Below are 23,839 nucleotides of genomic sequence, written 5' to 3' on the forward strand. Positions count from 1 at the left end.
AGGAATAATACGCAAATATCGCTTAGACTTCGATCAATCCTACAAGGACTCAGGCAATTGACAGTTATGCACCCATTCAAACAAAAATTTATGACGCAGCAGAAAAAATTTAAGCACCTGTCTACTCGGGTATTTAATGCTAAATCGCTCATACTTTCACAATCCACGCCTTTTGAAGTCATTACCGAATATAAACATGCCAAAGTTCGATATTACGCCTCACCAGAACGTAAGTTTAAAGAACCTTTGGTTTTTGTCGCACCACTTGCCATAAATATGTCAATTTATGACCTGTATCCTTATCGTTCACTTGTTAAACATTTTCAGCATAGTGGATTTGATGTCTACCTTTTGGAATGGGGCAAACTCAGCTATCAGGATCGATTCTTAAACTTTATGTCTTTTATTGACGATGTCATACCCTATTGTATTGATCAAATCTGTGAACATTCCAATAGCCGTTATATTTCTTTACATGGTTGGAGCATGGCAGGCGTTTTTGTCACACTTTATACTGCACTTCACCAACCTGAACATGTCAAAAACCTGATGGTGATGGGTGCACCAATAGACAGTTATGCTTCGGGTAAAATTGGTACTTTATTTAAAAAGACCAATCAAATCATTTCGCGTAATAAACGACTTCAAGACACCTTTTATACAGGTAAAATTCCGAAGCATTTTCTGCATACACCAGGCCTAGTCAATGCGCTCGGCTTTAAAATTGTGGACCCTGTCGGATGGTTTAAGAGCCAAAAGCAATTTTTATCTAATTTAGACAATGTGCATGATTTATATGAACACGCAACCATGGGCAACTTTCTCAACCACATGATCGACTATCCTGGCGGTATTAATCAGGACATGGTGTTTAATGTCTGGCTGCAAAATCCACTAAAGACTGGAGTAATTCAGTTAAAAGAACAAAAAATTGAACTTAAAAATATCAATTGCTCTTTACTTATTGGTGCCGGTAAAACCGATCAGATTGTGACAGCAGATGCAGCAAAGCCTTTAAGCGAATTGACAAATAGTCATGATGTCACGTTTACTCTGATTCCCGGTGGTCATCTTGGTTTAATGTCGAGTTCTAAAAGCGCGAATATTTTCTGGCCTGAAATGACCACATGGTTAGAACAACGATCAAGTTTAGTGAAAGACAATATTTAGAGGGTAATTATGATTCAGTCAGTAGCATTTATCGGCTTAGGTGCAATGGGTTATCGAATGGCAGCGCACTTGCCAAAGCAATTTGATACTGTCTACGTATGGAATCGTAATTTTGCTAAAGCAGAACAGCATGCATCAGACTTCGGCACACAAGCGGTCTCACTAGAACAAGCCACTCAAGCCGATGTTATTTTTTCATGTCTACCGACCAGCCAAGATGTCGATAATCTAATTGCAAGTGTTCAACTTAAAGCTGGCTCTATTTGGGTAGATTGTACCAGCGGTGTGCCTGAATCAGCACAAAAGCTTGCTCAAATTGTTAAATCACAAGGCGTAGATTTTTTAGATGCACCTGTCAGTGGTCAAACCATTGGTGCAGAAAATGGCACACTTACTGTAATGGTCGGTGGTGATATAAAAGCTTTTGAACGTGCACTTCCAGCAATGCAGTGCTTTGGAAAATTGATTAAACATGTAGGGGCATCTGGTGCAGGATTCGCTGTTAAAGCTGTAAACAACATGTTAATGGCTGTAAATCTTTGTGCAGTTGCAGAAGGCTTTACTACACTCAAAGCACATGGCGTTAATCTCAATGAAGCCTTAGATTGTATTAATGCATCAAGTGGCAAAAGCATGGTCACGGAAACCGTTTTACCGCAACGTATATTAAATCGTCAATTTCCATTAACCTTTGCACTTCCGTTACTTGCAAAAGATACTGGCATTGCAGTTGATCTTGTTCGCCAAGCAAAACTGTCCGCACCCGTGTTATCATTAACACAGAATCTAATACAGGCAGCCAGTGATTTATCTGAAGAAAATAGTGACTTTTCCACTGCCGTAACTATGTATGAAAAATGGAGTAAAATTACAATTGAGTAATATCTCGCCATTGAATAAAGATAAATAACCATAATATTGTACTCTAGTGTCAAACACACATTGTTACAAATGACTGAGGAAACTCTCATGAACAAATTTACCCTTGCAACTTTGCTAGGTGCTGTAACGCTAATCGGGGCTTCAACTGCTGTACTTGCTTCAGAGCAAGAATGCCAGAAGTTAAAAAATGACCATGATGTGATTTATGCTTCAAAAGGTTTCTGCTTTAAAGATCCTGATGCGAAAGCGAAGTTCGGCAATGACAATTGCTACACAACTAAGCCTAAATTTTCAGAAAAAGAGCAACAACGACTTGACGCAATCAAAGAACGTCAGAAAGAATTGAGCTGTAAATAATTACGACTTAATTTAGCTTAAGGAATTTAGCAATGGCTTATGATGATCAAAACATTTTCGCACGTATTTTACGTGGCGAACTTCCAGCATTTAAAGTCTATGAAGATGAGCAAGTACTCGCTTTTATGGATGTAATGCCTCAGGCTGAAGGTCATACCCTAGTCATTCCAAAAACTCCTGCTGTTACCCTACTCGACCTAGATCCAGAGGCTGCTGCATATACCATCCAAATTGTACAAAAAGTTGCGAAAGCAATTGAAAAAGCATTGGATGTCAAAGGCATTGTTTTAATGCAATTGTCTGGTGCAGCTGCAGGTCAAACAGTGCCGCATGTACACTTCCATCTGATTCCAACTTCAGTACACGAATTGGGCAAGCATGCTGCAAAAATGGGTGACATGGAACAAATCAAAGCAATAGGCGAAAAAATTAAAGCCGCACTTTAAAATTCAACTGAATTTTTAGTTGTCATAAATGGAGCTTCGGCTCCATTTTTAATGCCTGCAAATTATACTTTTTCTCAAACGACCAAAATGCTCACCCCAAATAGATATAAGACATTAATAATTAATACTTTATTTATATACATCTCCAACACATCCTTAAATCAACTTTCACCATTTTGAAATATTTCCTTAATCGAACTGTCTTATTTGTAATGAATACTTAGCGCCATTAGATAGCAAATCATTTTAGCCAAGCTACTGATAAAACATATTGATATGACTAAAAAAGTCTTATGGAGCTTCAAATGAAAAAAACTCTATGTGCATTAGCAATCGGGGCAACAATTCTTACACCAGTGATGGCAACAGCAGCTGACGTTAAAGTTTATGGCCGTGCACATGTTTCACTAGACTACCTAGATGATGGTAAAGATTACAACGAATTTGGCCTTTCTTCGAATGCTTCACGTTTGGGTTTCAAAGTCGATCAAAAAATTAATGATGACTTAAACGTATTTGCACAAATTGAGCAAGAAGTTAACTTTGCAAGTGGTAGCGCTGATTCTAAAGGCGTAGATTTTTCAACACGTGACACATTCGTTGGTTTAAAAAGCGCTACTTATGGTCAAGCACGTGTAGGTCGCTTTGACAGCCCATTTAAAGTTGCACGTAGCCCTGTCAACTTCTTCGGTGACATGGTTGGTGATGTACGTAACGTAACACGTGTGGGCAACCTTAAATTTGATGAACGTAATGAAAATACCATTGAATATAAATCACCAAAATTTGGTGGTGGCTTCAATGTCCTTGCAGCAATGTCAATGCACTCAGGCACTCAAATTGATAAAGACGCAAACGGTGAAGGCGTAGATGATAACAAAGCTTATGATCTTGCATTAACTTATAAAGAAGGCCCAATTGACTTTGCAGCAGCATATGAAAAATATGACGAAAATGCTGCAAACGCAGCTGGTGGTGCAAGCCGTGATGCATTCCGTATCGCTGGTGCATATAAACTGACTGAAGAATTTAATCTTGGTGCGCTATACCAAATGGCAAAGCATGATAATGATACGGCCAATCCAGACGCTCAAGTATTTGGCCTAGCTGGTGAATACAAACTTACGCCTAAAACATCTGTACGCGGTGAATACTTCTACCGTGATGTCGACGCTGATGACGCAAATGCAAGCTTGATCGGTGTGGGCGTTGAACATAAGTTAGACAGCACTTTACGTGTATACGGTAACTTAGCCACTGTGATTAACGACAAAAACTCTAAGCTGAATCCTTGGAAAGAAGGTCGCAGCTTTGGTAACAGCATCAGTGGTGTAGCTGATGAAAATGCGACTACTCTATCAGTTGGTATGCGTTACGATTTCTAAGCATGATCAAAATGTAAAACAGTAAAGACATACTACGGTATGTCTTTTTTTTGGACTCTATTTTTTTGAGACACAATTCAATTTTTTTAATTATTTAGTGAGCTTTATCATTCAATGATGTTTTGCTGAAATATTCAATATAACAACTTACAAAACAATATATTGTTAAGATAATATTAAACAAAGCATTTTAGTCGGAATTAAAATATATTAAATATAAGCAAAATAGTCAGAATTAAATTCTATAAATACAACTGTTTTACTCAAGTATTATTACTCTCATTTTAGTTTATTTTTTAACTAACTAACAATATAAATTATTGTTTTTTATTAATTTAATAATATATTTTTATTTTAACTGTTCTAGCTATTTCATTTTTGTTTCGTTTTGTTAATAATATAGCTAAGTTTAAAAAATAGGCTTTATTTAATGAGCTTAGCATTCAAAGATTTAAATCGTCGCGTGGTCAAAGAAATAACCGCAATACTAATAATAAAAGTGATTATTTTAATGATCATTAAGAACATCTGGTTCGACGCCCCAACTATTCCCAAAAATTTTGACAATCAAGTTGCCGAGCATATTGCTGGCAGTCCTTCTCAAATCAAGGAGACACGTTGATGATTTCTGAAAGCGTGGTCGATCTTTCGCGGTTCCAATTTGCAATGACCGCGATGTATCACTTTATTTTTGTTCCACTGACTTTAGGTCTGGCTTTTATTCTTGCCATTATGGAAACCACGTATGTGATTTCAGGTAAAGAAATTTATAAAGACATGACTAAATTCTGGGGAAAACTCTTCGGTATTAACTTCGCATTAGGTGTTACTACCGGTTTGACCATGGAATTTCAGTTCGGTACTAACTGGGCATATTACTCACACTATGTCGGTGATATATTCGGTGCTCCATTGGCCATTGAAGGTTTAATGGCATTCTTCCTCGAATCAACTTTTATTGGTTTATTCTTCTTCGGCTGGGATCGGTTATCTAAAGTTCAGCACTTGGCTGTGACTTGGCTAGTAGCACTCGGTTCAAATATGTCAGCCTTATGGATTTTGGTTGCAAACGGCTGGATGCAAAACCCTGTTGGTTCTGCATTTAACTATGAAACCATGCGTATGGAAATGGTGGACTTTGGTGCACTCATTTTCAACCCTGTTGCTCAGGTTAAATTTGTCCATACCGTTTCTGCGGGCTATGTAACTGGCGCAATTTTCGTACTTGCTATTTCAAGTTACTACTTACTGAAAAAACGTGATTTACCATTTGCGCGTCGCTCTTTCGCCATCGCTGCAATCTTTGGTTTAGCGTCTACACTTTCAGTAATTTTACTGGGTGACGAATCTGGTTACGAAATTGGCGACGTTCAAAAAACAAAACTCGCTGCAATTGAAGCAGAATGGGATACTCACCCTGCACCAGCACCGTTTACTTTATTTGGTATTCCAAACAAAGAAACTATGTCTACAGATTATGCCATCAAAATTCCTTATGTGATGGGTATCATTGCAACACGTTCAACAACCAAAGAAGTGACAGGTATTAAAGACCTGATCGTTCAACATGAAGAACGTATTCGTAACGGTATGGTTGCATACTCTCAGCTAGAAAAACTTCGTGCAGGTGATACCTCTCCTGAATTAAAAGCTGCATTTGCTGAATCACAAAAAGATTTGGGCTACGGCTTATTGCTTAAGAAATACACTGACAACGTAGTTGATGCATCTGATGAGCAAATTAAAGCCGCTGCGAAAGACACTATTCCGCACGTTCCAAGTTTGTTCTGGGCATTCCGTGCAATGGTTGCTTCTGGCTTCTTGATGCTACTGTTATTCGTACTTGCAACATTTGCTGTAGGTAAACGCAATGCTGAAAACAAACCATGGTTATTGAAATTTGCCTTGTTTGCACTTCCACTCCCTTGGATTGCTGCTCAAACAGGTTGGTATGTTGCTGAAGTTGGCCGTCAACCATGGACTATTGGTGAAGTCCTACCAACTCACCTTTCAGCTTCTAGCTTAAGCACTGGTGATGTATGGGGTTCAATCCTTGCATTGGCCGCGTTCTATACTGTACTTCTTATCATTGAAATGTATTTAATGATCAAATTCTCACGTCTTGGCCCAAGCTCACTTCACACTGGTAAATACCATTTTGAAAAACTTGAAGCTGCGAAAAAGGCAACTGAGGAGTCACAAGCATGATCGAATATGAATTACTCAAAATAATCTGGTGGGTGCTTGTGGGTGTACTACTCATTGGCTTTGCCCTTACAGATGGCTTCGATATGGGTTCAATGGCAATCATGCCATTCGTAGGTAAAAAAGACGAAGAACGTCGTGCGGCAATCAATACGATTGCCCCACATTGGGACGGTAACCAAGTTTGGTTCATTACTGCAGGTGGTGCGTTATTTGCTGCATGGCCTATGGTTTATGCAACAGCATTCTCAGGCATGTATTGGGCACTATTACTGGTTTTATTTGCCCTGTTCTTACGCCCAGTTGGCTTCGACTACCGTTCTAAACTTGAGAACACCAAATGGCGTAACTCTTGGGACTGGGGCCTAGCTGTAGGTGGCGCTGTTCCTGCATTAGTATTCGGTGTAGCTTTTGGTAATATGTTCCTCGGTGTTCCTTTTACACTAGATGAAACTGTACGCTCAACTTATACAGGTAGCTTTTTCGCGCTACTTAATCCATTTGCCTTGGTATGCGGTATTGTAAGTTTATCTATGCTTTGCGCGCACGGTGGTGCATGGCTCATGCTACGTACAGATGGCGACTTACGTGCACGTTCTGCTAAAGCGACTCAAATTATGGGTATCGTTTTCTTGGTTTGCTTCTTGTTAGCAGGGGCTTGGTTATACTTCGGCAACATTCAAGGTTACACTTTGGTTCAACCTTTTGATACCAATGGCGTTGCTAACCCATTAGCCAAAGAAGTCATTACTAATGCTAATCCGGGTTGGATGAACAACTACAGCACATATCCAATTACGATGATTGCTCCAATCATGGCAATTTTGGGCGCTTTAATAGTCATCCTTGCCGCTGGTAAAGGCAAAGCTGGTTTTAGTTTCCTTGGTTCAAGCCTAGCAGTAACAGGTGCGATTCTAACTGCTGGTTTTGCACTATTCCCTTTCCTAATGCCTTCAAGCCTTAATCCAACTGTAAGTTTGACTATGTGGGATGCGGTATCAAGTAAAAATACGCTGACTGTAATGACAGTTGCTGCATGTATTTTCGTACCACTTATTTTGTGTTACACCACTTGGTGTTATTACAAAATGTGGGGCGTGGTCACTAACAAACATATTGAAGAGAATTCACACAGCCTCTACTAAGGCTGTGTCTAAGGAGATAAAACAATGTGGTATTTTGCTTGGATTCTCGGTATTTTGATGGCCTGCTTTGCTGGCGTACTCAGTGCCTTGTATATTGAACATCATCAAGATCTAGATGAGGAATAACAAATGACTGAAGCTGCAATCGAAAAACCTCGTGTAGAAAAAAAACCAAATAAGTTTGCAATGGTCATTTCCTGCCTATTGGCTTTTCCTTTGGCAGCCGTGTTACTTGTACATCCAGCTGCAATGCTGGACGATCAAGGTGGATATAGTCATCGTGCACTAATGTTCATCATGATTGGTATTTCTGGTGGTTTTGTCCATGGTGTTGGCTTTACACCACACCATTGGTTTTGGAAATGGCTGTTTAGCCCGTTTCTATCGTGGCCACTGATGATCTGGGGTTATTACACTTGGTTCTTCAGTTAAATAAAAAAGCCCTCATTGACTGAGGGCTTTTTTATGGTTCGTTTTTCTTGGATTCTACATTTCAGCCATGACACCAATAATCCCATTAATAATCATATCTACCGCAATAGTCCCAATCAGTAAGGCCGACAGTCGCCCCACAATATCAACATAACGGTCAATATATTTGGCATGCTTGTAACGCAAATGGTCATGCGCAAATTTCATTAAAATCATCAAGCCACAGGTCAACGCCAAAGTCAGGAAAATAATCATGGCCGCGCCGCTGATTGGCAGTGCCATACCGGTCACCACAGCAGCACTGATGGTTCCTGGACCAATCATAAAAGGCATGGCAATAGTTCCTGCCAAATGCTCAGGCGCACCACGCATTTCACCAATGGTATCTGCTCCCTGAAACACGTAGCGATAACCAATCACCAAGAAGATCAGACCACCAAATATTTGAAAGGCTTCAAAGCGTACATTTAAATATTTACTAAAAATCGCTTCCCCACCCCATGCGAACAGCATAAATACTATAAAAGCAATGAGACAGCCCTGAATCAAGGCCTTATTAAACACTTTAGCTTCGGAGTTCCGAATCATGCCAATCATGTAAATACTCATTAAAAACGGATTCAGCAATGAGAAAAACAAAGCAAAAGCATGTAAATATGAGGTCAACATGGTTCCTCCTAATTATCCTTGAGGGTCTGGAAATAAGGGACGATTCCCCGGACTGATTCGATTGATGTGTAAGAAGGTCATGTGACGTTCATAACGATCCAGCACATCATTAATCACTTGCTCTTTGGTGTACCCGACTAAGTCGTTGCCTTGAGAACCTTCATACAAATAAGTTTCAAGACGGTAATAGAAGCGTTTACCCAGTTTGCCACGCTCACTAAAGGTCGGCGCGATATAACGCACTGGCCAAATTTGATAGACAAAGTTTTGCTCTTCTTCCAAATGAATCATCAAATCTAAATGATACAGATTTGGGTCTTCTTCTAGCGCACTTTCTTGAACACTGATGTCGATACCTCGTTTTTGCATTTCTTCTGCAACGGCCATTACCGCAGGTCGGCAGATGTCATCGAGCATACGCCGAGTATCAGTTGTTCCTGGATGGTGCATGACTCGGGACAAACGCTTTTTCCAGTTGAGGATGTCGACATTGCCCACCACGGGTGCGGCATTTAAGCTGCTACTGGCTTGTCGATAGTCTTCTAACCGCAGTGATTTATACAAACCTGCCATCACCAAGAACATCACAAAACTAAACGGCAACCCCATAATAATCGTGGCATTTTGTAGTGCCGTAATCCCGTTAGCCATCAACATTGCAAGGGTCAATAAACCAATCGCTATTGCCCAGAACACGCTCAACCATCGCGGTGCATCATGATCGACATTGGTAAATTGAGTGGTGAAATTACCCAATACCAGTGCACCAGAGTCCGCTGAGGTCACATAAAATAGTAAACCAGTAATTGTGGCTACACCTGCAATAAACGGAAACCATGGATACTGTGCTAGCAAGTCATAAAAACCATGTGCTGGGTTGGCAATGACACTTTGTGCAAGGGCTAAATTACCATCAAAAATCACACTATGTAGTGCACTATTTCCAAAAATTGATAACCACGTAAGTGTGAAAAACAGAGGAATAATGAGAGTTCCACTAACAAACTCACGAATGGTTCGACCACGTGAAATACGTGCTAAAAACAAACCTACAAATGGTGACCAAGCCACCCACCATGCCCAAAAGAATAATGTCCAACTGTTCATCCATTCTTTCGGTTGTTGAAAGGCAAAACTCTCCAAAGTCATACTTGGAAAACGGTTAATGTAATCCCCAATATTTTGCACAAAAGCATTCAGTAAAAACTCGGTATTGCCTAAAAACAAAATAAATAGCATCAACCCGACAGAAACATAAATATTGATCTCAGAGAGAACTCGCAGTCCCTTATTCACCCCTGAAGTCACTGAAATAATCGTCATTGCCACCGCAACCACAATTAATGCGGTTTGCATCCAGAGGTTTTCAGGTAAATCGAACAACACATGTAAGCCATAGTTCAGCTGTACTACCCCAATCCCGCAGGTTGTCGCAATACCAAAAATAGTCCCAATGACCGCAGCGGTATCAACACTATGACCGATCGGCCCATGAATCTTATTGCCAAAGATTGGATATAAAGCAGAGCGAATGGTCAGTGGTAAGTTATAGCGATAACTAAAATACCCTAATGCCATGCCAATCAAGGCATACATACACCATCCCGTTAGACCATAGTGAAACAGGGTCCACACCATGCCTTGACGTGCAGCTTCTAGGGTCTGCCCCTCACCCACAGGTGGATGCATATAGTGGGATAAAGGCTCCGCTACCGAGAAAAACATCAAATCGATGCCTATCCCAGCTGAGAACAACATTGCAGACCAGCTTAAAAGGCTAAATTCTGGCTTGGAATGTTTGGGGCCTAATTTAATGTTGCCGTAGCGAGAACAGGCAATAAAAATGACAAAGACCATATACAAGGTCGCTGCGAGTAAGTAATACCAACTAAAAGTTGAACTTACCCACGCCAAAACCGTATTCAAGGTTCGGTTAGCAAAGTCATTAAACAAAATGGTGGTAATAGAAAAAATTAAAATAATGAGAGCTGAAATATAAAAGACCACACCATTTAAACGGTCTTTAGGCGCTAATGTTTGATCATCAACTGCTCTTGGATTATCTGTCGCCATACAATCCTCAAGAAAGTAAATAAAAAAAGACAAAAGCCAATTTTTAAACTTCTCGTGGTCGAGAGCTTAAAAATCGACTAACGAAAACGACAGTATTTTTATCAGGAATAAAAACGCTATCTTCTTTAAACCTGAAGGTCTAAATCATTTATGCGGTACATTTGCTACACAGTTTTAAAATGTGAGCCACCCTTGTTCATCGATATTTTGATAGGAATCTTACACATGTCTCCCTTCAACATGACTATAAGAGCTTTCTCAACTCGAGAAAAGTATAAAACCGTAAGCCTATAGCTCATCAGCTCACTTTTCTGAAAGATGTCCTGAGATTAAACCTTATGACACATCCTTTTGATAAATAAACAGTTATGTGGAATATACAAAGCAATTTAGCAGTATTTTGCTTTGAATATAACCATAAGTGTACTTTTTATTGATTGAACGTTCAATCAATAAAAAGTATCATAAAAAAATGCTATGATGCTTTCCATGTAAGTTATTGAATCTAACGCCTTTAAATTTAAGGCAAATTGTTCTGGATTGTCATGAATAAACGTAGAGTAAAACCTGAGCATGAGCGCCGTGAAGAAATCATTAATGCTGCCTATGCAGTCATTTATGAAGTGGGCTTATCCAACACCACTATTGCTCAAATTGCGAAAAAAGCACAGCTTTCTACGGGCATTGTGAGTCATTATTTTGGCGATAAACAAGGCCTTATTCACAGTTGCATGCGCCAAATGCTCAATGTCTTAGCCAAGACTACGGCAAGCTATAAGGCAAATGTGGCACAGCCCAGTCCAGAACATTCGCTCAAAGCCATTATTGATGCCAACTTTGACATCAGCCAGGTCAACAACACTGCTATGCGGGTTTGGCTGGATTTTTGGTCTGCCAGTATGCACCTACCCGACTTAGGTCGACTGCAACGAATTAATGACCAACGTCTGTATTCAAATTTGAAGTTTCATTTCTTGCAGCTCATGCCAAAGGCCCAAGCAAGCCAAGCCGCTAAAGGGCTAGCAGCACTGATTGATGGCTTATGGTTACGTGGAAGTTTAAGTGGTCATCAAGCATTTGATCGTGATTTGGCACGTTCTATTGCATACGACTATGTCGATATGCAACTTCGCTTAATTCAACAGATACGGCAGGAACAACAAAATGAATAATGTACAGCTTCACTCGCTTTATATTCACGGACAATATTTCAGTGCTACCAGTGGTCAAACCTTTGACAGTATCAATCCTGCTACAGGTCAGGTCATTGCCACTATTCAGCAAGCCTCTAAAGCTGATGTCGATTCAGCCGTACAAAGTGCTGTACAAGGACAGCGTGAATGGGCTGCCAAAACAGCGGTCGAACGTGCCCGTATTTTACGTCGTGCAGTCGATATTTTACGCGCTCGTAATGACGAATTAGCACGCCTAGAAACACTGGATACAGGGAAAGCGTTCAGTGAAACCTCTACCGTCGATATTGTCACTGGTGCAGACGTTTTAGAGTACTACGCAGGACTTGCAACGGCCATTCAAGGTGAACAAGTGCCGCTACGTGAAAGTAGTTTTTTCTACACGCGCCGTGAACCTTTAGGTGTGGTGGCAGGGATTGGCGCTTGGAATTATCCCATCCAAATTGCACTTTGGAAATCAGCTCCTGCCCTCGCTGCGGGGAATGCCATGATTTTTAAACCCAGCGAAGTGACCCCTCTTACCGCCTTAAAGTTGGCAGAGATCTACACTGAAGCAGGCGTACCTGCTGGTGTTTTCAACGTGGTACAAGGTTTTGGTGCTGAAGTGGGTCAATGGTTGACTGAACACCCCGACATTCAAAAAATTTCGTTCACAGGTGGTGTGGCAACGGGTAAAAAGGTCATGGCCAGTGCTGCGGCTTCTAGTCTCAAAGAAGTCACCATGGAGCTCGGTGGCAAATCACCTCTCATTATTTGTGCCGATGCCGACCTTGAACGCGCAGCCGACATTGCAGTGATGGCGAACTTCTTTAGTTCAGGCCAAGTGTGTACTAATGGCACCCGTGTATTTGTACCACAAACCCTCAAGGCAGCATTTGAACAGGCAGTAATTGAGCGTGTCAAACGTATCCGCATAGGTGACCCGATGCAGGCTGAAACCAACTTTGGACCTTTAGTCAGCTTTCCGCACATGGAAAAAGTCTTGTCTTATATTGAGTCGGGCAAACAACAAGGTGCGACTTTATTGATTGGTGGACAACGTGGCACTGAAGCAGCACTTGCTCAGGGCGCATATGTTTTACCGACCGTGTTCACCGACTGTCATGACGACATGCACATTGTGCAAGATGAAATCTTTGGTCCAGTCATGAGCATTTTAAGCTATGACAGTATTGAAGAAGCTATTCAACGTGCCAACAACACCAGTTATGGTTTAGCCGCAGGTGTGGTCACACAAGATATTTCCCAAGCACATCGCATTATTCATCAGCTTGAGGCAGGTATTTGTTGGATCAATACATGGGGCGAATCCCCTGCTGAAATGCCTGTAGGTGGTTATAAACAGTCAGGCGTTGGACGTGAAAATGGTATCACCACACTTGAACACTATACCCGCATCAAATCAGTTCAAGTTGAACTGGGCGCATACCAAAGTATTTTTTAAAGTCTGAATTTTAGCCATCTAAATCCTTACTTCCTTTTATTTATTATTTTTTTCATCCTCAACTCAACATGTGGCCACGTTCTCATGCAACGTGGTCCTGCCATAGAAAAAGGATCATTATGCATTCTCAACACTACGATTATATTATTATTGGCGCAGGTTCAGCAGGTAATGTACTGGCTGCTCGCTTAACTGAAGACCCCGATGTTTCCGTGCTCTTACTCGAAGCAGGCGGACCTGATTATCGTCTCGACTTCCGTACTCAGATGCCTGCTGCCTTAGCCTATCCCTTGCAAGGTCGTCGTTATAATTGGGCATATTTAACCGACCCAGAACCCCATATGAATAACCGCCGCATGGAATGTGGTCGCGGCAAAGGCTTAGGCGGTTCGTCCCTCATTAATGGCATGTGCTATATCCGTGGTAATGCCATGGACTTAGAACAATGGGCTAGCTTGAAAGGCCTTGAAAATTGGAGCTATGCCGACTGTCTGCCTTACTACAAAAAAGCAGAAACCCGTGATATCGGTGGCAATGACTATCATGGCGATGCTGGCCCTGTTTCTGTCGCCACGCCTAAAGCAGACAACAATGTTTTATTCCACGCCATGGTCGAAGCGGGTGTGCAAGCAGGCTATCCACGCACTGATGACTTAAATGGTTATCAACAAGAAGGTTTCGGCCCAATGGATCGAACCGTAACCCCCAAAGGCCGACGCTCAAGCACTGCACGTGGCTATTTAGATATGGCCAAAGGTCGAACGAATCTAACCATTATTACCCACGCCATGACCAATCAAATTTTGTTCAATGGCAAACAAGCGATTGGAGTTGAATATATTCAAGGTGCTAATCAAAACAACTTGCTTCAGGTCTATGCCGATAAGGAAGTTCTACTCTGTGCTGGAGCGATTGCATCACCGCAAATTTTGCAACGCTCGGGTGTGGGTTCAAGTACTTTACTTCAGTCTCTCGACATTCCAGTGGTGCATGACTTACCGGGTGTCGGTGAAAACCTGCAAGACCATTTAGAAATGTACTTACAATATAAGTGTAAGCAACCTGTTTCTCTCTACCCTGCTTTAAAATGGCAAAATCAACCTGCGATTGGTGCAGAGTGGCTATTTAACGGTACTGGGATTGGAGCAAGCAACCAGTTTGAAGCAGGCGGCTTTATTAGATCCTCCAAAGAGTTTGCTTGGCCAAATATTCAATATCACTTTTTGCCTGTTGCAATTAACTATAATGGTAGCAATGCTGTCAAAGAGCATGGCTTCCAAGCCCATGTCGGTTCGATGCGTTCACCTTCACGCGGTCGAGTACATGTGACATCTAAAAACCCTTTCGACCATCCAAGTATTTTATTTAACTACATGTCGACCGAACAAGACTGGCAGGAATTTCGTGACGCGATTCGAATCACCCGCGAAATCATGCAGCAACCTGCGCTTGATCCTTACCGTGGCGAAGAAATTAGCCCTGGAAAAGATGTGAGTAGCGATGCTGAATTAGACGAATTTGTGCGTAATCATGCTGAAACGGCTTATCATCCATCCTGTAGTTGTAAAATGGGTGAAGATGATATGGCGGTAGTTGATGGACAAGGTCGCGTGCATGGCCTGCAAAGTTTACGTGTGGTGGATGCATCGATTATGCCGCTGATTATCACAGGTAACTTAAATGCTACCACCATTATGATGGCTGAGAAAATCGCGGATCAAATACGTGGTCATCAAGCTTTACCACGTTCAACTGCTCCATTTTACCGCACCGAAATCGCATAACTCTTAATGGTGTAAAACCTGACCTTTTATTCAACTTTAGAATAATTAGGTCAGGCAATTATTCATATTTTCTAAAACACCATAATCACAACTTGCTTTATCTTTAGGACTTACTTTCCATCTCAACTTACTACATTTAAACGTTAAAAAGATTATGCTCTTGTATAGATATTCAACGTCTGTATTTTAAATACAGAAATTACACCTAAATAAAACCCAATAAAAACAAGAGCTAAAAACAAACATCACTGATATTTATAATTCAACCCAAACCATTTACAATAAAAATTACTAAGTCAATACATATTTAGTCTAAAATACCCATAAGTCAAGATGCGTGATAGCTTAAAAAGTTAAGCTTTGGCTACTTGAGATTTTAAGTATTACTTCAATTCTGCCAAGCTAATTTTTTACAAGCACCTCTATCACCATAATTGTTATTTTCTCTTCGCTATAAAGCGATCCAAAACCTGCCCCCCAAGGTCATAATCGCATGAACAAATTTTTAAAATACCTTTTGGTATTAATCGTACTGCTTATGATTGCAGTCGTAATTTTCTTATTTAGACCTATCACGTCTAAAAAAATTCAAACCACCAGCAATGAGCCTGTTGTTGACGCAGTCTTAGTGGGCGGTGGGATCATGAGTGCAACTTTAGGCACATATCTAAGCGAGCTTGAGCCAAACTGGCAAATTCGCATGTATGAACGCCTAGACAATGTTGCCCAAGAAAGCTCAAACGGCTTCAACAATGCTGGTACAGGCCACTCTGGCTTTATGGAAATGAACTATACCTCTGAAAAAGATGGAAAAATGGACATTTCTAAAGCTGTGAACGTTGCGGAACAATTTGAAGTTGCAAAACAGTTCTGGTCTTATCAGGTGAAAGAAGGTGTTTTGGGTCAACCAAATAGCTTTATCAATCCTGTGCCGCACATTGCCTTCGTTTGGGGCGATAACGTGAATTTCCTAGAAAAACGTTATGCTGCAATGGTTAAAAACCCAATGTTCTATGGCATGAAATTCTCTGAGAATCCTGCTGAAATTAAACAATGGGCACCATTGGTAATGAATGGCCGTGATGCTGCACAGAAAGTAGCTGCAACACGCATGGATGTAGGTTCGGATGTGAACTATGGTTCGATCACCACTCAATTGGTCGATCACCTTAAAAAACAATCTAACTTCAAACTACAAACATCGACTGAAGTGACTGGCATTAGCCAAAACGATGATAAAACGTGGACGGTTGCATTTAAAAACCTCACTACAGGTAAAACAGATCACGTGAAAACGCGCTTTGTCTTCATTGGTGCAGGCGGTGCAGCAGTTAAACTTTTACAAATGACAGGCTTACCAGAAGCGAAGCAATATGCTGGCTTCCCTGTAGGTGGCGTGTTCTTAATGACCGACAACCCGAAAGTCACTGAAGGTCATACTGCAAAAGTTTATGGCCGTGCTGAATTAGGCGCACCTCCAATGTCTGTTCCACATATTGATACACGTTATATCGACGGTAAAAAATATGTGTTGTTTGGCCCATTTGCGACTTATTCAAACAAGTTCTTAAAACAAGGTTCTCAGCTTGATTTATTGAAATCAACCACTAAGAACAACGTTTTACCAATGACTGCTGTGGGTATGGAAAATCTTGATTTGGTGAAATACTTGGTGAGCCAAGTAATGATGACCGATGCCGACCGTTTTAATGAGTTGAAAAAATACTACCCTGATGCAAAACCAGAAGACTGGCGCATGAATCAAGGTGGTCAACGTGTTCAAATCATTAAGAAAGAACCAGGCAAACCTGCAAGCTTACAATTTGGTACCGAGATTTTTGCATCTCAAGACGGTGCTGTGACTGCCCTATTAGGTGCTTCACCAGGTGCTTCGACCTCTCCTTACATTATGTTGAGCTTGCTTGAGAAAGCATTCCCACAACAAGTAGAAGGTAAATGGAATCCGAAATTACATGAAATTGTAAAATCGTACCAACAAGAACTCAGCACCAATCCTGTTCTTCTTGACCAAGTTCGCCAATACACCAGCACAACTTTGGGTTTGAAATATACACCTATGGCTAAGGCTGCAAATGACGAAACTGTTGCGGTAGCAAAAGCACAGTAATCTGCTTTAAACCCTAAAAAGGATGGACTTTGCGCCATCCTTTTTTTAATTCATATTTGAAACTATTCTGTTTATGTCGCTTTTCCATTCCGACGCATTTTTGGCTTTTCGTTCACGTGATTTTTCACTTCTGAGTGTCAATCAGTTGTGCTTAATTCTAGCCATCATGATTCAAGAAGTCGTCATTGCCTATAGCGTCTACCAACTTACTCAGAATCCACTCAGCCTTGGCATGATTGCCTTAATTGAGTTGCTCCCCTTTATTTGCCTCTCCCTGATTAGTGGCGACTGGGCTGACCGCTATAACCGACAAAAAATTGTGCAGTGGAGTTTTAGCTGTAGCACACTAATTCCCTTATTGTTTATTGTTCTTTTTTCTCAGTACCAACAACAGCACATTCAACAATATACACTTTTATGCGGCATTTATAGCCTCATCTTTTGCTTAGGCATACTTAGAGGTATTTACAGCCCATCTTTTAATTCATTACGCCCTTTTCTAACCCCAGAGTCAGCCTATAGCAATGCAGCCACATGGACTGCCCTCATTTGGCAAATAGGCGGCATTTTAGCGCCCTTATGCGCAGGACTTTTACTCGGCCAACTTGGGCTTGAAAAAACCCTCTTGATTGTTTTTTTCTTGTGTTGCGTGGGTAGCATCTGCTTGTTCGGATTAAGTGCTCGTGACTTCCCTAGCACGCATAAACAGCATTTAAGCAAAAGCTTAAAAGAGGCCTATTTATTTATCTTTAAACATCCACTGATGTTTTGGAGTATGTTGCTGGATCTCAGCGCTATGCTTTTTTGTAGTGTCATTATCTTACTGCCTATTTTTGCACACGATATCCTTCATCTAGGCGTTGAAGGCTTAGGTATACTCAGAGCAGCCCCAGCCATTGGCGCCTGTATCATGATGTTGATGTTGACCTGTTATTCTCCGATGAAAAATGCATGGAGAAACATGCTCTATAGTAGTTTTGCAATTGCTTTGTGCACTTTGGCCTTTGCACTATCCCCCCATGTTTGGCTCTCAGTCTTCTTCCTTGTTTTGATTGGCGCCTTTGATAGCATCAGCATGATCATTCGACAAACTTTATTACAGCAACTCCCCCCAAAAGCACTATTAGGACGTGTAGCCGCTTTAAATGGCATCTTAGTGACTTCAGGTAATCAACTCGGTGCCCTACACATGAGCCTGATGACGCGCTATTTTTCGGTAGTGCCAGCAGTACTTATTGGCGGGACGCTGTGTTTAATAATCTGTGGTCTAAGCTCTACTCGTACGCGACATTTACTCAATCCATCTCCAACACAACAAAAACATGTCACCGTCACAAAAATCGAATAGCATGTTAAGCTTCAAATCTCCTTTTAATATGATGTGAGTTTTCAATAGAGCAAATTATGAAACAGATTCTCCCCTTTTCACACACCCTCTATGTCAAACTCTATTCTTTCGTACTATCCATGTTGTTGGCTTATTGCCTATTCAATGCAATCTATAGTGTGATTATTGGTGGAAAAAGTGCATACCTTTTCAGTAGTCTGATTTTAATATTTCAAACCATTAATGTTTTTAAAGCATCGGTAAATAAAAAGATCTATAACTATATGGGATTAATTGGACTCATTTTAAGTCTGGTTTATCTCAATCATTGGAGGTTTCTTTCTCAGCCTGAGAGTATTGCCATTCTTCCCTCAGTCATACTCACCTTACTTAGCTTAGGCTATTTTTCACAGCAACATTCGCGTTTAAATCTATTGAAGGCAGCTTTAATTTTTGGGTTTTTAGTACTGGCTTATACGCAACACCATGACTTAAACACTCTGCAAAACTATTATGACAGCCTGCATACAGGCGAAACATGGCAACAATATGGTGCTTTATAAAGATCAAAAAAACGTTAGAGTTTTCTTGTTATTTTAAGCACAAAAAAGCCAGCAATATCGCTGGCTTGATTCTTCTAGACTTTAGCGATGCGTATGTATCGACATCACAATACCCATACCAGCCAGCATTGCTATCACAGCTGTGCCACCATAACTCATCAACGGTAGTGGATCACCTGTGACCGGTAAAATACCACTCACCATGCCCGAGTTTAAGAATACAAAGAAGAAGAAAGTGAGTCCTGTTGCACCTGCATATAAACGACCAAAGTTGTGGAAGCTATTCAATCCAATCATCAAACAACGAACAATAATTGCAGTAAACAAGCTGAATAAAAGAAAGACTCCAATAAAGCCAAATTCTTCTGCATAGGTAGACATAATGAAGTCAGTATGATGCTCTGGTAAATAGCCCAAATGAGACTGCGTTCCTTCGGTGTATCCTTTACCTGTCAGCCCCCCCGACCCAATCGCAATTTTTGATTGAATGATATTCCAGCCCGCGCCAAGCGCGTCAGACTCAGGATCAAACAAGGTCAATACACGTTTTTTCTGATACTCCTGCAAAAAGAACATCCAGAGTACAGGTGCCGCAATCGCAAATGCAGTTAAAGCACCTGCAATCAAACGCCATGACATGCCACTCAGAAACAATACAAAAATGCCCGGAATAATTAAACCAATGTTTAAATCGGGCTGCAAAGCCACCAAAACAAATGGAATCATTAGCAGGATGAGCGCACCAACAATTTGTAAAAACTTAGGAGGAAAGGGTTTACGAGCAAAATACCATGCCATCATCAAAGGCATCGCAAATTTCATAAACTCACTGGGCTGCATACTCCCAATACCCGGCAAACTAATCCAACGCTTTGCCCCCATGCGCTTTTCACCAATCACCAATACCAGCATTAATAACAATAACCCCAACCCGTAAAGGTAAGGACTCATGGACTGGTAAACTTTTGGCGGAATTTGTGCACAAATCAGCATCACAATAAAACCAACACCAAAACTCGTTGCTTGGCGCAGCACCATTCCCGAATCCTCTGCTGTTGCACTGTAGACAACCATTAGCCCCAACACAGCATTGAGAACTAGAAAGCAAAGTAACCATGGGTCTAAATGAAGTTTAGCCCATCGGGAAGAATCGTGTTTTATACTTCTGCCGTCACGTAATGACTGACGTAAAAAACGATACTGCTGAGAAGGGATCATTGCGAAACAGATCTAAAAAATAATTTAGGAATTATAGATTAAAGCGACATCGAATGAATCAGTGTCTCCAAAATATTCCATTAAATAATTAAAAATTTAAGCTGACTGAGAAGCCAATATTAATCGCGCTAACTCTAAATCATCAGGATAGGTAATTTTAATATTGTCAGAGCGACTTTGCACCACTTGCACAGGTTCCCCCATATACTCTAAAGCACTCGCTTCATCGGTAATATTCACACCTGCAGCAAGTGCCTGCTCAATGGCTTTCTTCAGCACACCTAATTTAGCAATTTGAGGGGTTTGCGCTTGCCACAATGTTGAACGATCTACCGTTGTTAATATTTGTGGCGCCGTCTCAACTCTCTTTAAGGTATCTCGGACTGGTATAGCTAAAATTGCACTTTGAGATGTCGTAACAGCTGTTTGCACCAACGTTTCAAGATTTAGCTGCGCAACACAAGGACGTGCCGCATCATGCACAAAAACCCAATCATCTTCACTGGCAATGGTAGATAAATAATTTAAAGCGTTTAAAACTGAATTCACACGCTCGGCCCCACCATTACAAAAGTGAGCTTTCTCTAGCTGCGCTAAAGGTAAGGTTTTGGCTACATGGTCTTCTGCGCCAATAGCCAATACATAACCTGTTAATTTAAGTTGGTTTAAACGAGCAACAGTATGCTCAAGCACTGTTTGACCATCAATGCTTTGATATTGTTTAAGTTCTGTTTTGGAAAAACGACTTCCAGACCCAGCAGCTGGAATAATTGCCCACAAATTAAGGCTCTGGTGGTAACTCTGCTGGTTCTGATTCATTAGTACGTAAATCTACTTGTGCGTTTGGATCGATATAAATGGGTTTATACTGGGTACTAATTGTACTCATCTGTACAAATGTTTCGTGAGGTTTAATTAAACCCAAATCAAGTCGTGCGTGTTCTTCAATAGCTTCCACACCATTTTTTAAGTCGTATACTTCTGCTGCGAGTACGCGATTCCGTTCTTTTAATTCATCATTAAGTTCAACTTGTTGCTGAACTTTTTGGCTGAGTTGCTGGTGCTCATGATAGCCACCTTCACCAAACCAGTATAAATATTGAAACCCTGCGATCAAAAAGATCGCAAGGCCCAACAATGCTTTACTCGCTTTGGAGTCAAATACATTTAACATAGATAGCATGATCTGCTTAGTTCAAACCTTTGAACTCAGCTTTACCGCGATATGCAGCATTAGTCAATTCTTCAATACGAAGTAATTGGTTATATTTCGCTACACGGTCAGAACGGCAAAGTGAACCAGTTTTGATTTGACCAGCGCCAGTACCCACTGCAAGATCCGCAATTGTAGAATCTTCAGTTTCACCAGAACGGTGTGAAATTACTGTAGAGTAACCATTTGCTTTAGCAAGATAGATAGCATCAAGTGTTTCAGTCAAAGTACCGATTTGGTTGTATTTGATCAGAATCGAGTTAGCAACTTTTTCGTTGATACCACGTTGAAGAATCTTCGGATTCGTAACAAATAGATCATCACCAACCAATTGGATCTTGTCGCCAAGAATAGAAGTCAGGTAAGACCAACCTTCCCAATCTGACTCATCCAAACCATCTTCAATTGAGATAATTGGGTATTGGTTTACAAAACCTGCAAGATAGTCAGAGAATTGGTTGCTTGTGAACGCTTTGTTACCCTCACCTGCAAGAATGTATTGACCATCTTTGTAGAATTCTGAAGATGCACAGTCAAGCGCAAGCATAATATCAGAACCAGCTTTGTAGCCAGTTTTTTCAATCGCTTCTAGAATAACTGTAATTGCTTCTTCGTTTGAACGAAGGTTAGGTGCAAAACCACCTTCATCACCAACAGCAGTATTTAAGCCTTGTTTCTTTAAAACTGATTTTAAAGAATGGAAAATTTCAGCACCTGCACGTAACGCTTCAGAGAATGAAGTGAAACCTACTGGCTCAATCATAAATTCTTGAATATCTACGTTGTTGTCTGCATGTGAACCACCGTTAAGGATGTTCATCATTGGAACAGGCATAGTTAAAATGCTGTTGTTACGAAGATCTGCGATGTATTGGAAAAGAGGAATTTTCTTTTCATCAGCAGCAGCACGCGCAGCAGCAAGAGAAACTGCCAAAGTTGCATTCGCACCTAATTTTTCTTTGTTTTCAGTACCGTCAAGCGCGATCATTGTGTTATCAATGTCTTTTTGTTCGAATACTGATTTACCCAACAATGCATCACGAATTACTGTGTTAACGTTGTTAACAGCAGTTTTAACGCCTTTACCTAAGTAACGTGCTTTGTCGCCGTCACGAAGTTCTAAAGCTTCACGAGAACCAGTTGAAGCACCAGATGGTGCACATGCACGGCCTACTACGCCAGAGGCTAAGATTACGTCTGCTTCGATGGTAGGGTTACCACGAGAGTCCAAAATTTCACGTGCACGAATGTCAACGATTTGGCTCATGAACAATTCCTCAGTTGATTAATAATAAGATAGGCCAAAAATGACCTATCAAGTGTTTCAAATTAATGTGTATCTAACTTGCTGAAACCTTTCACTAAGGTATCCAGTTCTTTTAGCTGTGCCAAGAATGGTTCAAGCTGTGACATACGAAGTGCGCATGGGCCATCGCATTTGGCTTTTTCTGGGTCAGGATGAGCTTCTAAGAACAAACCAGCTAAACCAGTTGCCATACCCGCACGTGCAAGCGTGGTGATTTGTGCACGACGTCCGCCAGCAGAATCTGCACGACCACCTGGTGTTTGAAGCGCATGAGTCACATCAAAAAACACAGGAACATTCATTTCCTTCATGATGTCAAAGCCCAACATGTCTACAACTAAGTTGTTGTAGCCAAATGCCGAACCACGTTCACAAAGAATCAGTTTGTCATTTCCCGCTTCTAAACACTTATGCAAAATATGACGCATTTCGTGTGGCGCTAGGAACTGTGCTTTTTTGATATTAATAATGGCATCAGTTTTCGCCATTGCTTCAACAAGGTCAGTCTGACGACTTAAGAATGCTGGAAGTTGGATAATATCCGCCACTTCTGCCACAGGTGCCGCTTGGTATGGCTCATGCACATCAGTAATAATCGGCACATTAAAGTGTTTTTTAATGTCAGCTAACCACTCAATCCCTTTTTCTAGGCCTGGGCCGCGAAAAGAGTTCAAGCTTGAACGATTGGCTTTATCAAAACTAGCTTTAAATACATAGGGAATATCAAGGCGTTTGCAGATATCTACGTATGTTTCAGCAATCTCAAAAGCAAGATCTTTAGATTCAAGTACATTCATTCCGCCGAATAGTACAAATGGCAAATGATTTGCCATTTGTATATCGCCTAAACGTACAATTTCCTGTGGTTTTAATTGCGACATTTAAACTCTTCCTGGTTT

General features: G+C 40.9%; 23 protein-coding genes. 16 read left to right on the forward strand and 7 right to left on the reverse strand.

Annotated features, from left to right (window positions below):
• Positions 1-66 precede the first annotated feature (66 nt).
• From A9J31_RS13655 to A9J31_RS13700, 10 genes are all read left to right on the forward strand, one after another.
• Positions 67-1,170: an alpha/beta fold hydrolase gene (locus A9J31_RS13655; RefSeq protein WP_067767095.1), complete on the forward strand. Its 1,104-nt coding sequence runs from the start codon at positions 67-69 to the stop codon at positions 1,168-1,170.
• Positions 1,171-1,179: 9 nt separating this feature from the next.
• A complete protein-coding gene (locus tag A9J31_RS13660) occupies positions 1,180-2,052 on the forward strand; it encodes an NAD(P)-dependent oxidoreductase (RefSeq protein WP_067767098.1) in 873 nt (290 codons plus the stop codon).
• Between the two features lie 87 nt (positions 2,053-2,139).
• The gene (locus A9J31_RS13665) at positions 2,140-2,409 is read left to right on the forward strand and encodes a YARHG domain-containing protein (protein ID WP_067767101.1); all 270 of its coding nucleotides are present in this window, start codon (positions 2,140-2,142) and stop codon (positions 2,407-2,409) included.
• Between the two features lie 32 nt (positions 2,410-2,441).
• A complete protein-coding gene (locus tag A9J31_RS13670; protein ID WP_067767105.1) occupies positions 2,442-2,855 on the forward strand; it encodes an HIT family protein in 414 nt (137 codons plus the stop codon).
• Positions 2,856-3,160: 305 nt separating this feature from the next.
• Positions 3,161-4,240, forward strand: a complete 1,080-nt coding sequence (locus A9J31_RS13675; protein WP_067767108.1) for a porin — start codon at positions 3,161-3,163, stop codon at positions 4,238-4,240.
• 430 nt (positions 4,241-4,670) lie between these two features.
• Complete coding sequence (gene cydP, locus A9J31_RS13680) at positions 4,671-4,862, forward strand: cytochrome oxidase putative small subunit CydP (RefSeq protein WP_067767111.1); 192 nt, start codon at positions 4,671-4,673, stop codon at positions 4,860-4,862.
• Positions 4,862-6,448: a cytochrome ubiquinol oxidase subunit I gene (locus A9J31_RS13685; RefSeq protein ID WP_067767114.1), complete on the forward strand. Its 1,587-nt coding sequence runs from the start codon at positions 4,862-4,864 to the stop codon at positions 6,446-6,448. The genes cydP and A9J31_RS13685 overlap by 1 nt, the downstream gene beginning before the upstream one ends.
• A complete protein-coding gene (cydB, locus tag A9J31_RS13690; RefSeq protein ID WP_067767117.1) occupies positions 6,445-7,590 on the forward strand; it encodes a cytochrome d ubiquinol oxidase subunit II in 1,146 nt (381 codons plus the stop codon). The genes A9J31_RS13685 and cydB overlap by 4 nt, the downstream gene beginning before the upstream one ends.
• Before the next feature lie 24 nt (positions 7,591-7,614).
• Positions 7,615-7,716 carry a cytochrome bd-I oxidase subunit CydX gene (gene cydX, locus A9J31_RS13695; RefSeq protein ID WP_002120988.1) on the forward strand — a complete coding sequence of 34 codons (102 nt, stop codon included), beginning with the start codon at positions 7,615-7,617 and terminating at the stop codon, positions 7,714-7,716.
• A 3-nt stretch (positions 7,717-7,719) separates the two neighbouring features.
• Entirely contained in the window at positions 7,720-8,022 is a 303-nt protein-coding gene (locus A9J31_RS13700) for a cyd operon YbgE family protein (protein WP_067767119.1), read from the forward strand.
• Positions 8,023-8,076: 54 nt separating this feature from the next.
• On the opposite strand, the gene A9J31_RS13705 is transcribed toward A9J31_RS13700, so the two are convergent.
• Positions 8,077-8,691 (reverse strand): MarC family protein, encoded by a 615-nt coding sequence (locus tag A9J31_RS13705; RefSeq protein WP_004981851.1) that lies wholly within the window; start codon positions 8,689-8,691, stop codon positions 8,077-8,079.
• A 12-nt stretch (positions 8,692-8,703) separates the two neighbouring features.
• Positions 8,704-10,764: a choline transporter gene (locus tag A9J31_RS13710; protein WP_067767122.1), complete on the reverse strand. Its 2,061-nt coding sequence runs from the start codon at positions 10,762-10,764 to the stop codon at positions 8,704-8,706.
• 545 nt (positions 10,765-11,309) lie between these two features.
• On the opposite strand from A9J31_RS13710, the gene betI reads away from it, so the two are divergent.
• The 6 genes from betI (at position 11,310) to A9J31_RS13740 (ending at position 19,203) form a co-directional block, all read left to right on the forward strand.
• Positions 11,310-11,936: a transcriptional regulator BetI gene (betI, locus tag A9J31_RS13715; protein WP_067767126.1), complete on the forward strand. Its 627-nt coding sequence runs from the start codon at positions 11,310-11,312 to the stop codon at positions 11,934-11,936.
• Positions 11,929-13,401 carry a betaine-aldehyde dehydrogenase gene (gene betB / locus A9J31_RS13720; protein WP_067767129.1) on the forward strand — a complete coding sequence of 491 codons (1,473 nt, stop codon included), beginning with the start codon at positions 11,929-11,931 and terminating at the stop codon, positions 13,399-13,401. Before betI ends, betB begins: the two co-directional genes overlap by 8 nt.
• Positions 13,402-13,520: 119 nt before the next feature.
• Positions 13,521-15,185 carry a choline dehydrogenase gene (gene betA, locus A9J31_RS13725; protein WP_067767131.1) on the forward strand — a complete coding sequence of 555 codons (1,665 nt, stop codon included), beginning with the start codon at positions 13,521-13,523 and terminating at the stop codon, positions 15,183-15,185.
• A 493-nt stretch (positions 15,186-15,678) separates the two neighbouring features.
• Positions 15,679-17,313: a malate dehydrogenase (quinone) gene (mqo, locus tag A9J31_RS13730; RefSeq protein WP_067767133.1), complete on the forward strand. Its 1,635-nt coding sequence runs from the start codon at positions 15,679-15,681 to the stop codon at positions 17,311-17,313.
• Between the two features lie 73 nt (positions 17,314-17,386).
• Positions 17,387-18,661, forward strand: a complete 1,275-nt coding sequence (locus tag A9J31_RS13735; RefSeq protein ID WP_067767138.1) for an MFS transporter — start codon at positions 17,387-17,389, stop codon at positions 18,659-18,661.
• A 56-nt stretch (positions 18,662-18,717) separates the two neighbouring features.
• A complete protein-coding gene (locus A9J31_RS13740; RefSeq protein WP_067767140.1) occupies positions 18,718-19,203 on the forward strand; it encodes a hypothetical protein in 486 nt (161 codons plus the stop codon).
• A gap of 81 nt (positions 19,204-19,284) precedes the next feature.
• Here the strand turns inward: A9J31_RS13740 and rodA are convergent, their stop codons facing one another.
• The 5 genes from rodA to kdsA all read right to left on the reverse strand — a co-directional run bounded on the left by rodA (position 19,285) and on the right by kdsA (position 23,821).
• A complete protein-coding gene (gene rodA, locus A9J31_RS13745; RefSeq protein ID WP_067767141.1) occupies positions 19,285-20,421 on the reverse strand; it encodes a rod shape-determining protein RodA in 1,137 nt (378 codons plus the stop codon).
• Between the two features lie 96 nt (positions 20,422-20,517).
• Complete coding sequence (gene ispD / locus A9J31_RS13750; RefSeq protein WP_067767143.1) at positions 20,518-21,240, reverse strand: 2-C-methyl-D-erythritol 4-phosphate cytidylyltransferase; 723 nt, start codon at positions 21,238-21,240, stop codon at positions 20,518-20,520.
• Positions 21,203-21,595 (reverse strand): septum formation initiator family protein, encoded by a 393-nt coding sequence (locus A9J31_RS13755; RefSeq protein WP_067767145.1) that lies wholly within the window; start codon positions 21,593-21,595, stop codon positions 21,203-21,205. Before A9J31_RS13755 ends, ispD begins: the two co-directional genes overlap by 38 nt.
• Positions 21,596-21,611: 16 nt before the next feature.
• On the reverse strand, positions 21,612-22,901 hold the full coding sequence (gene eno / locus A9J31_RS13760) for a phosphopyruvate hydratase (RefSeq protein WP_067767147.1): 1,290 nt from the start codon (positions 22,899-22,901) through the stop codon (positions 21,612-21,614).
• Positions 22,902-22,963: 62 nt separating this feature from the next.
• Entirely contained in the window at positions 22,964-23,821 is an 858-nt protein-coding gene (gene kdsA / locus A9J31_RS13765; protein ID WP_067767149.1) for a 3-deoxy-8-phosphooctulonate synthase, read from the reverse strand.
• Between the last annotated feature and the right edge of the window lie 18 nt (positions 23,822-23,839).

Origin of the sequence: Acinetobacter gandensis (assembly GCF_001678755.1) — a bacterium.
GTDB classification, from domain to species: Bacteria; Pseudomonadota; Gammaproteobacteria; order Pseudomonadales; family Moraxellaceae; genus Acinetobacter; species Acinetobacter gandensis.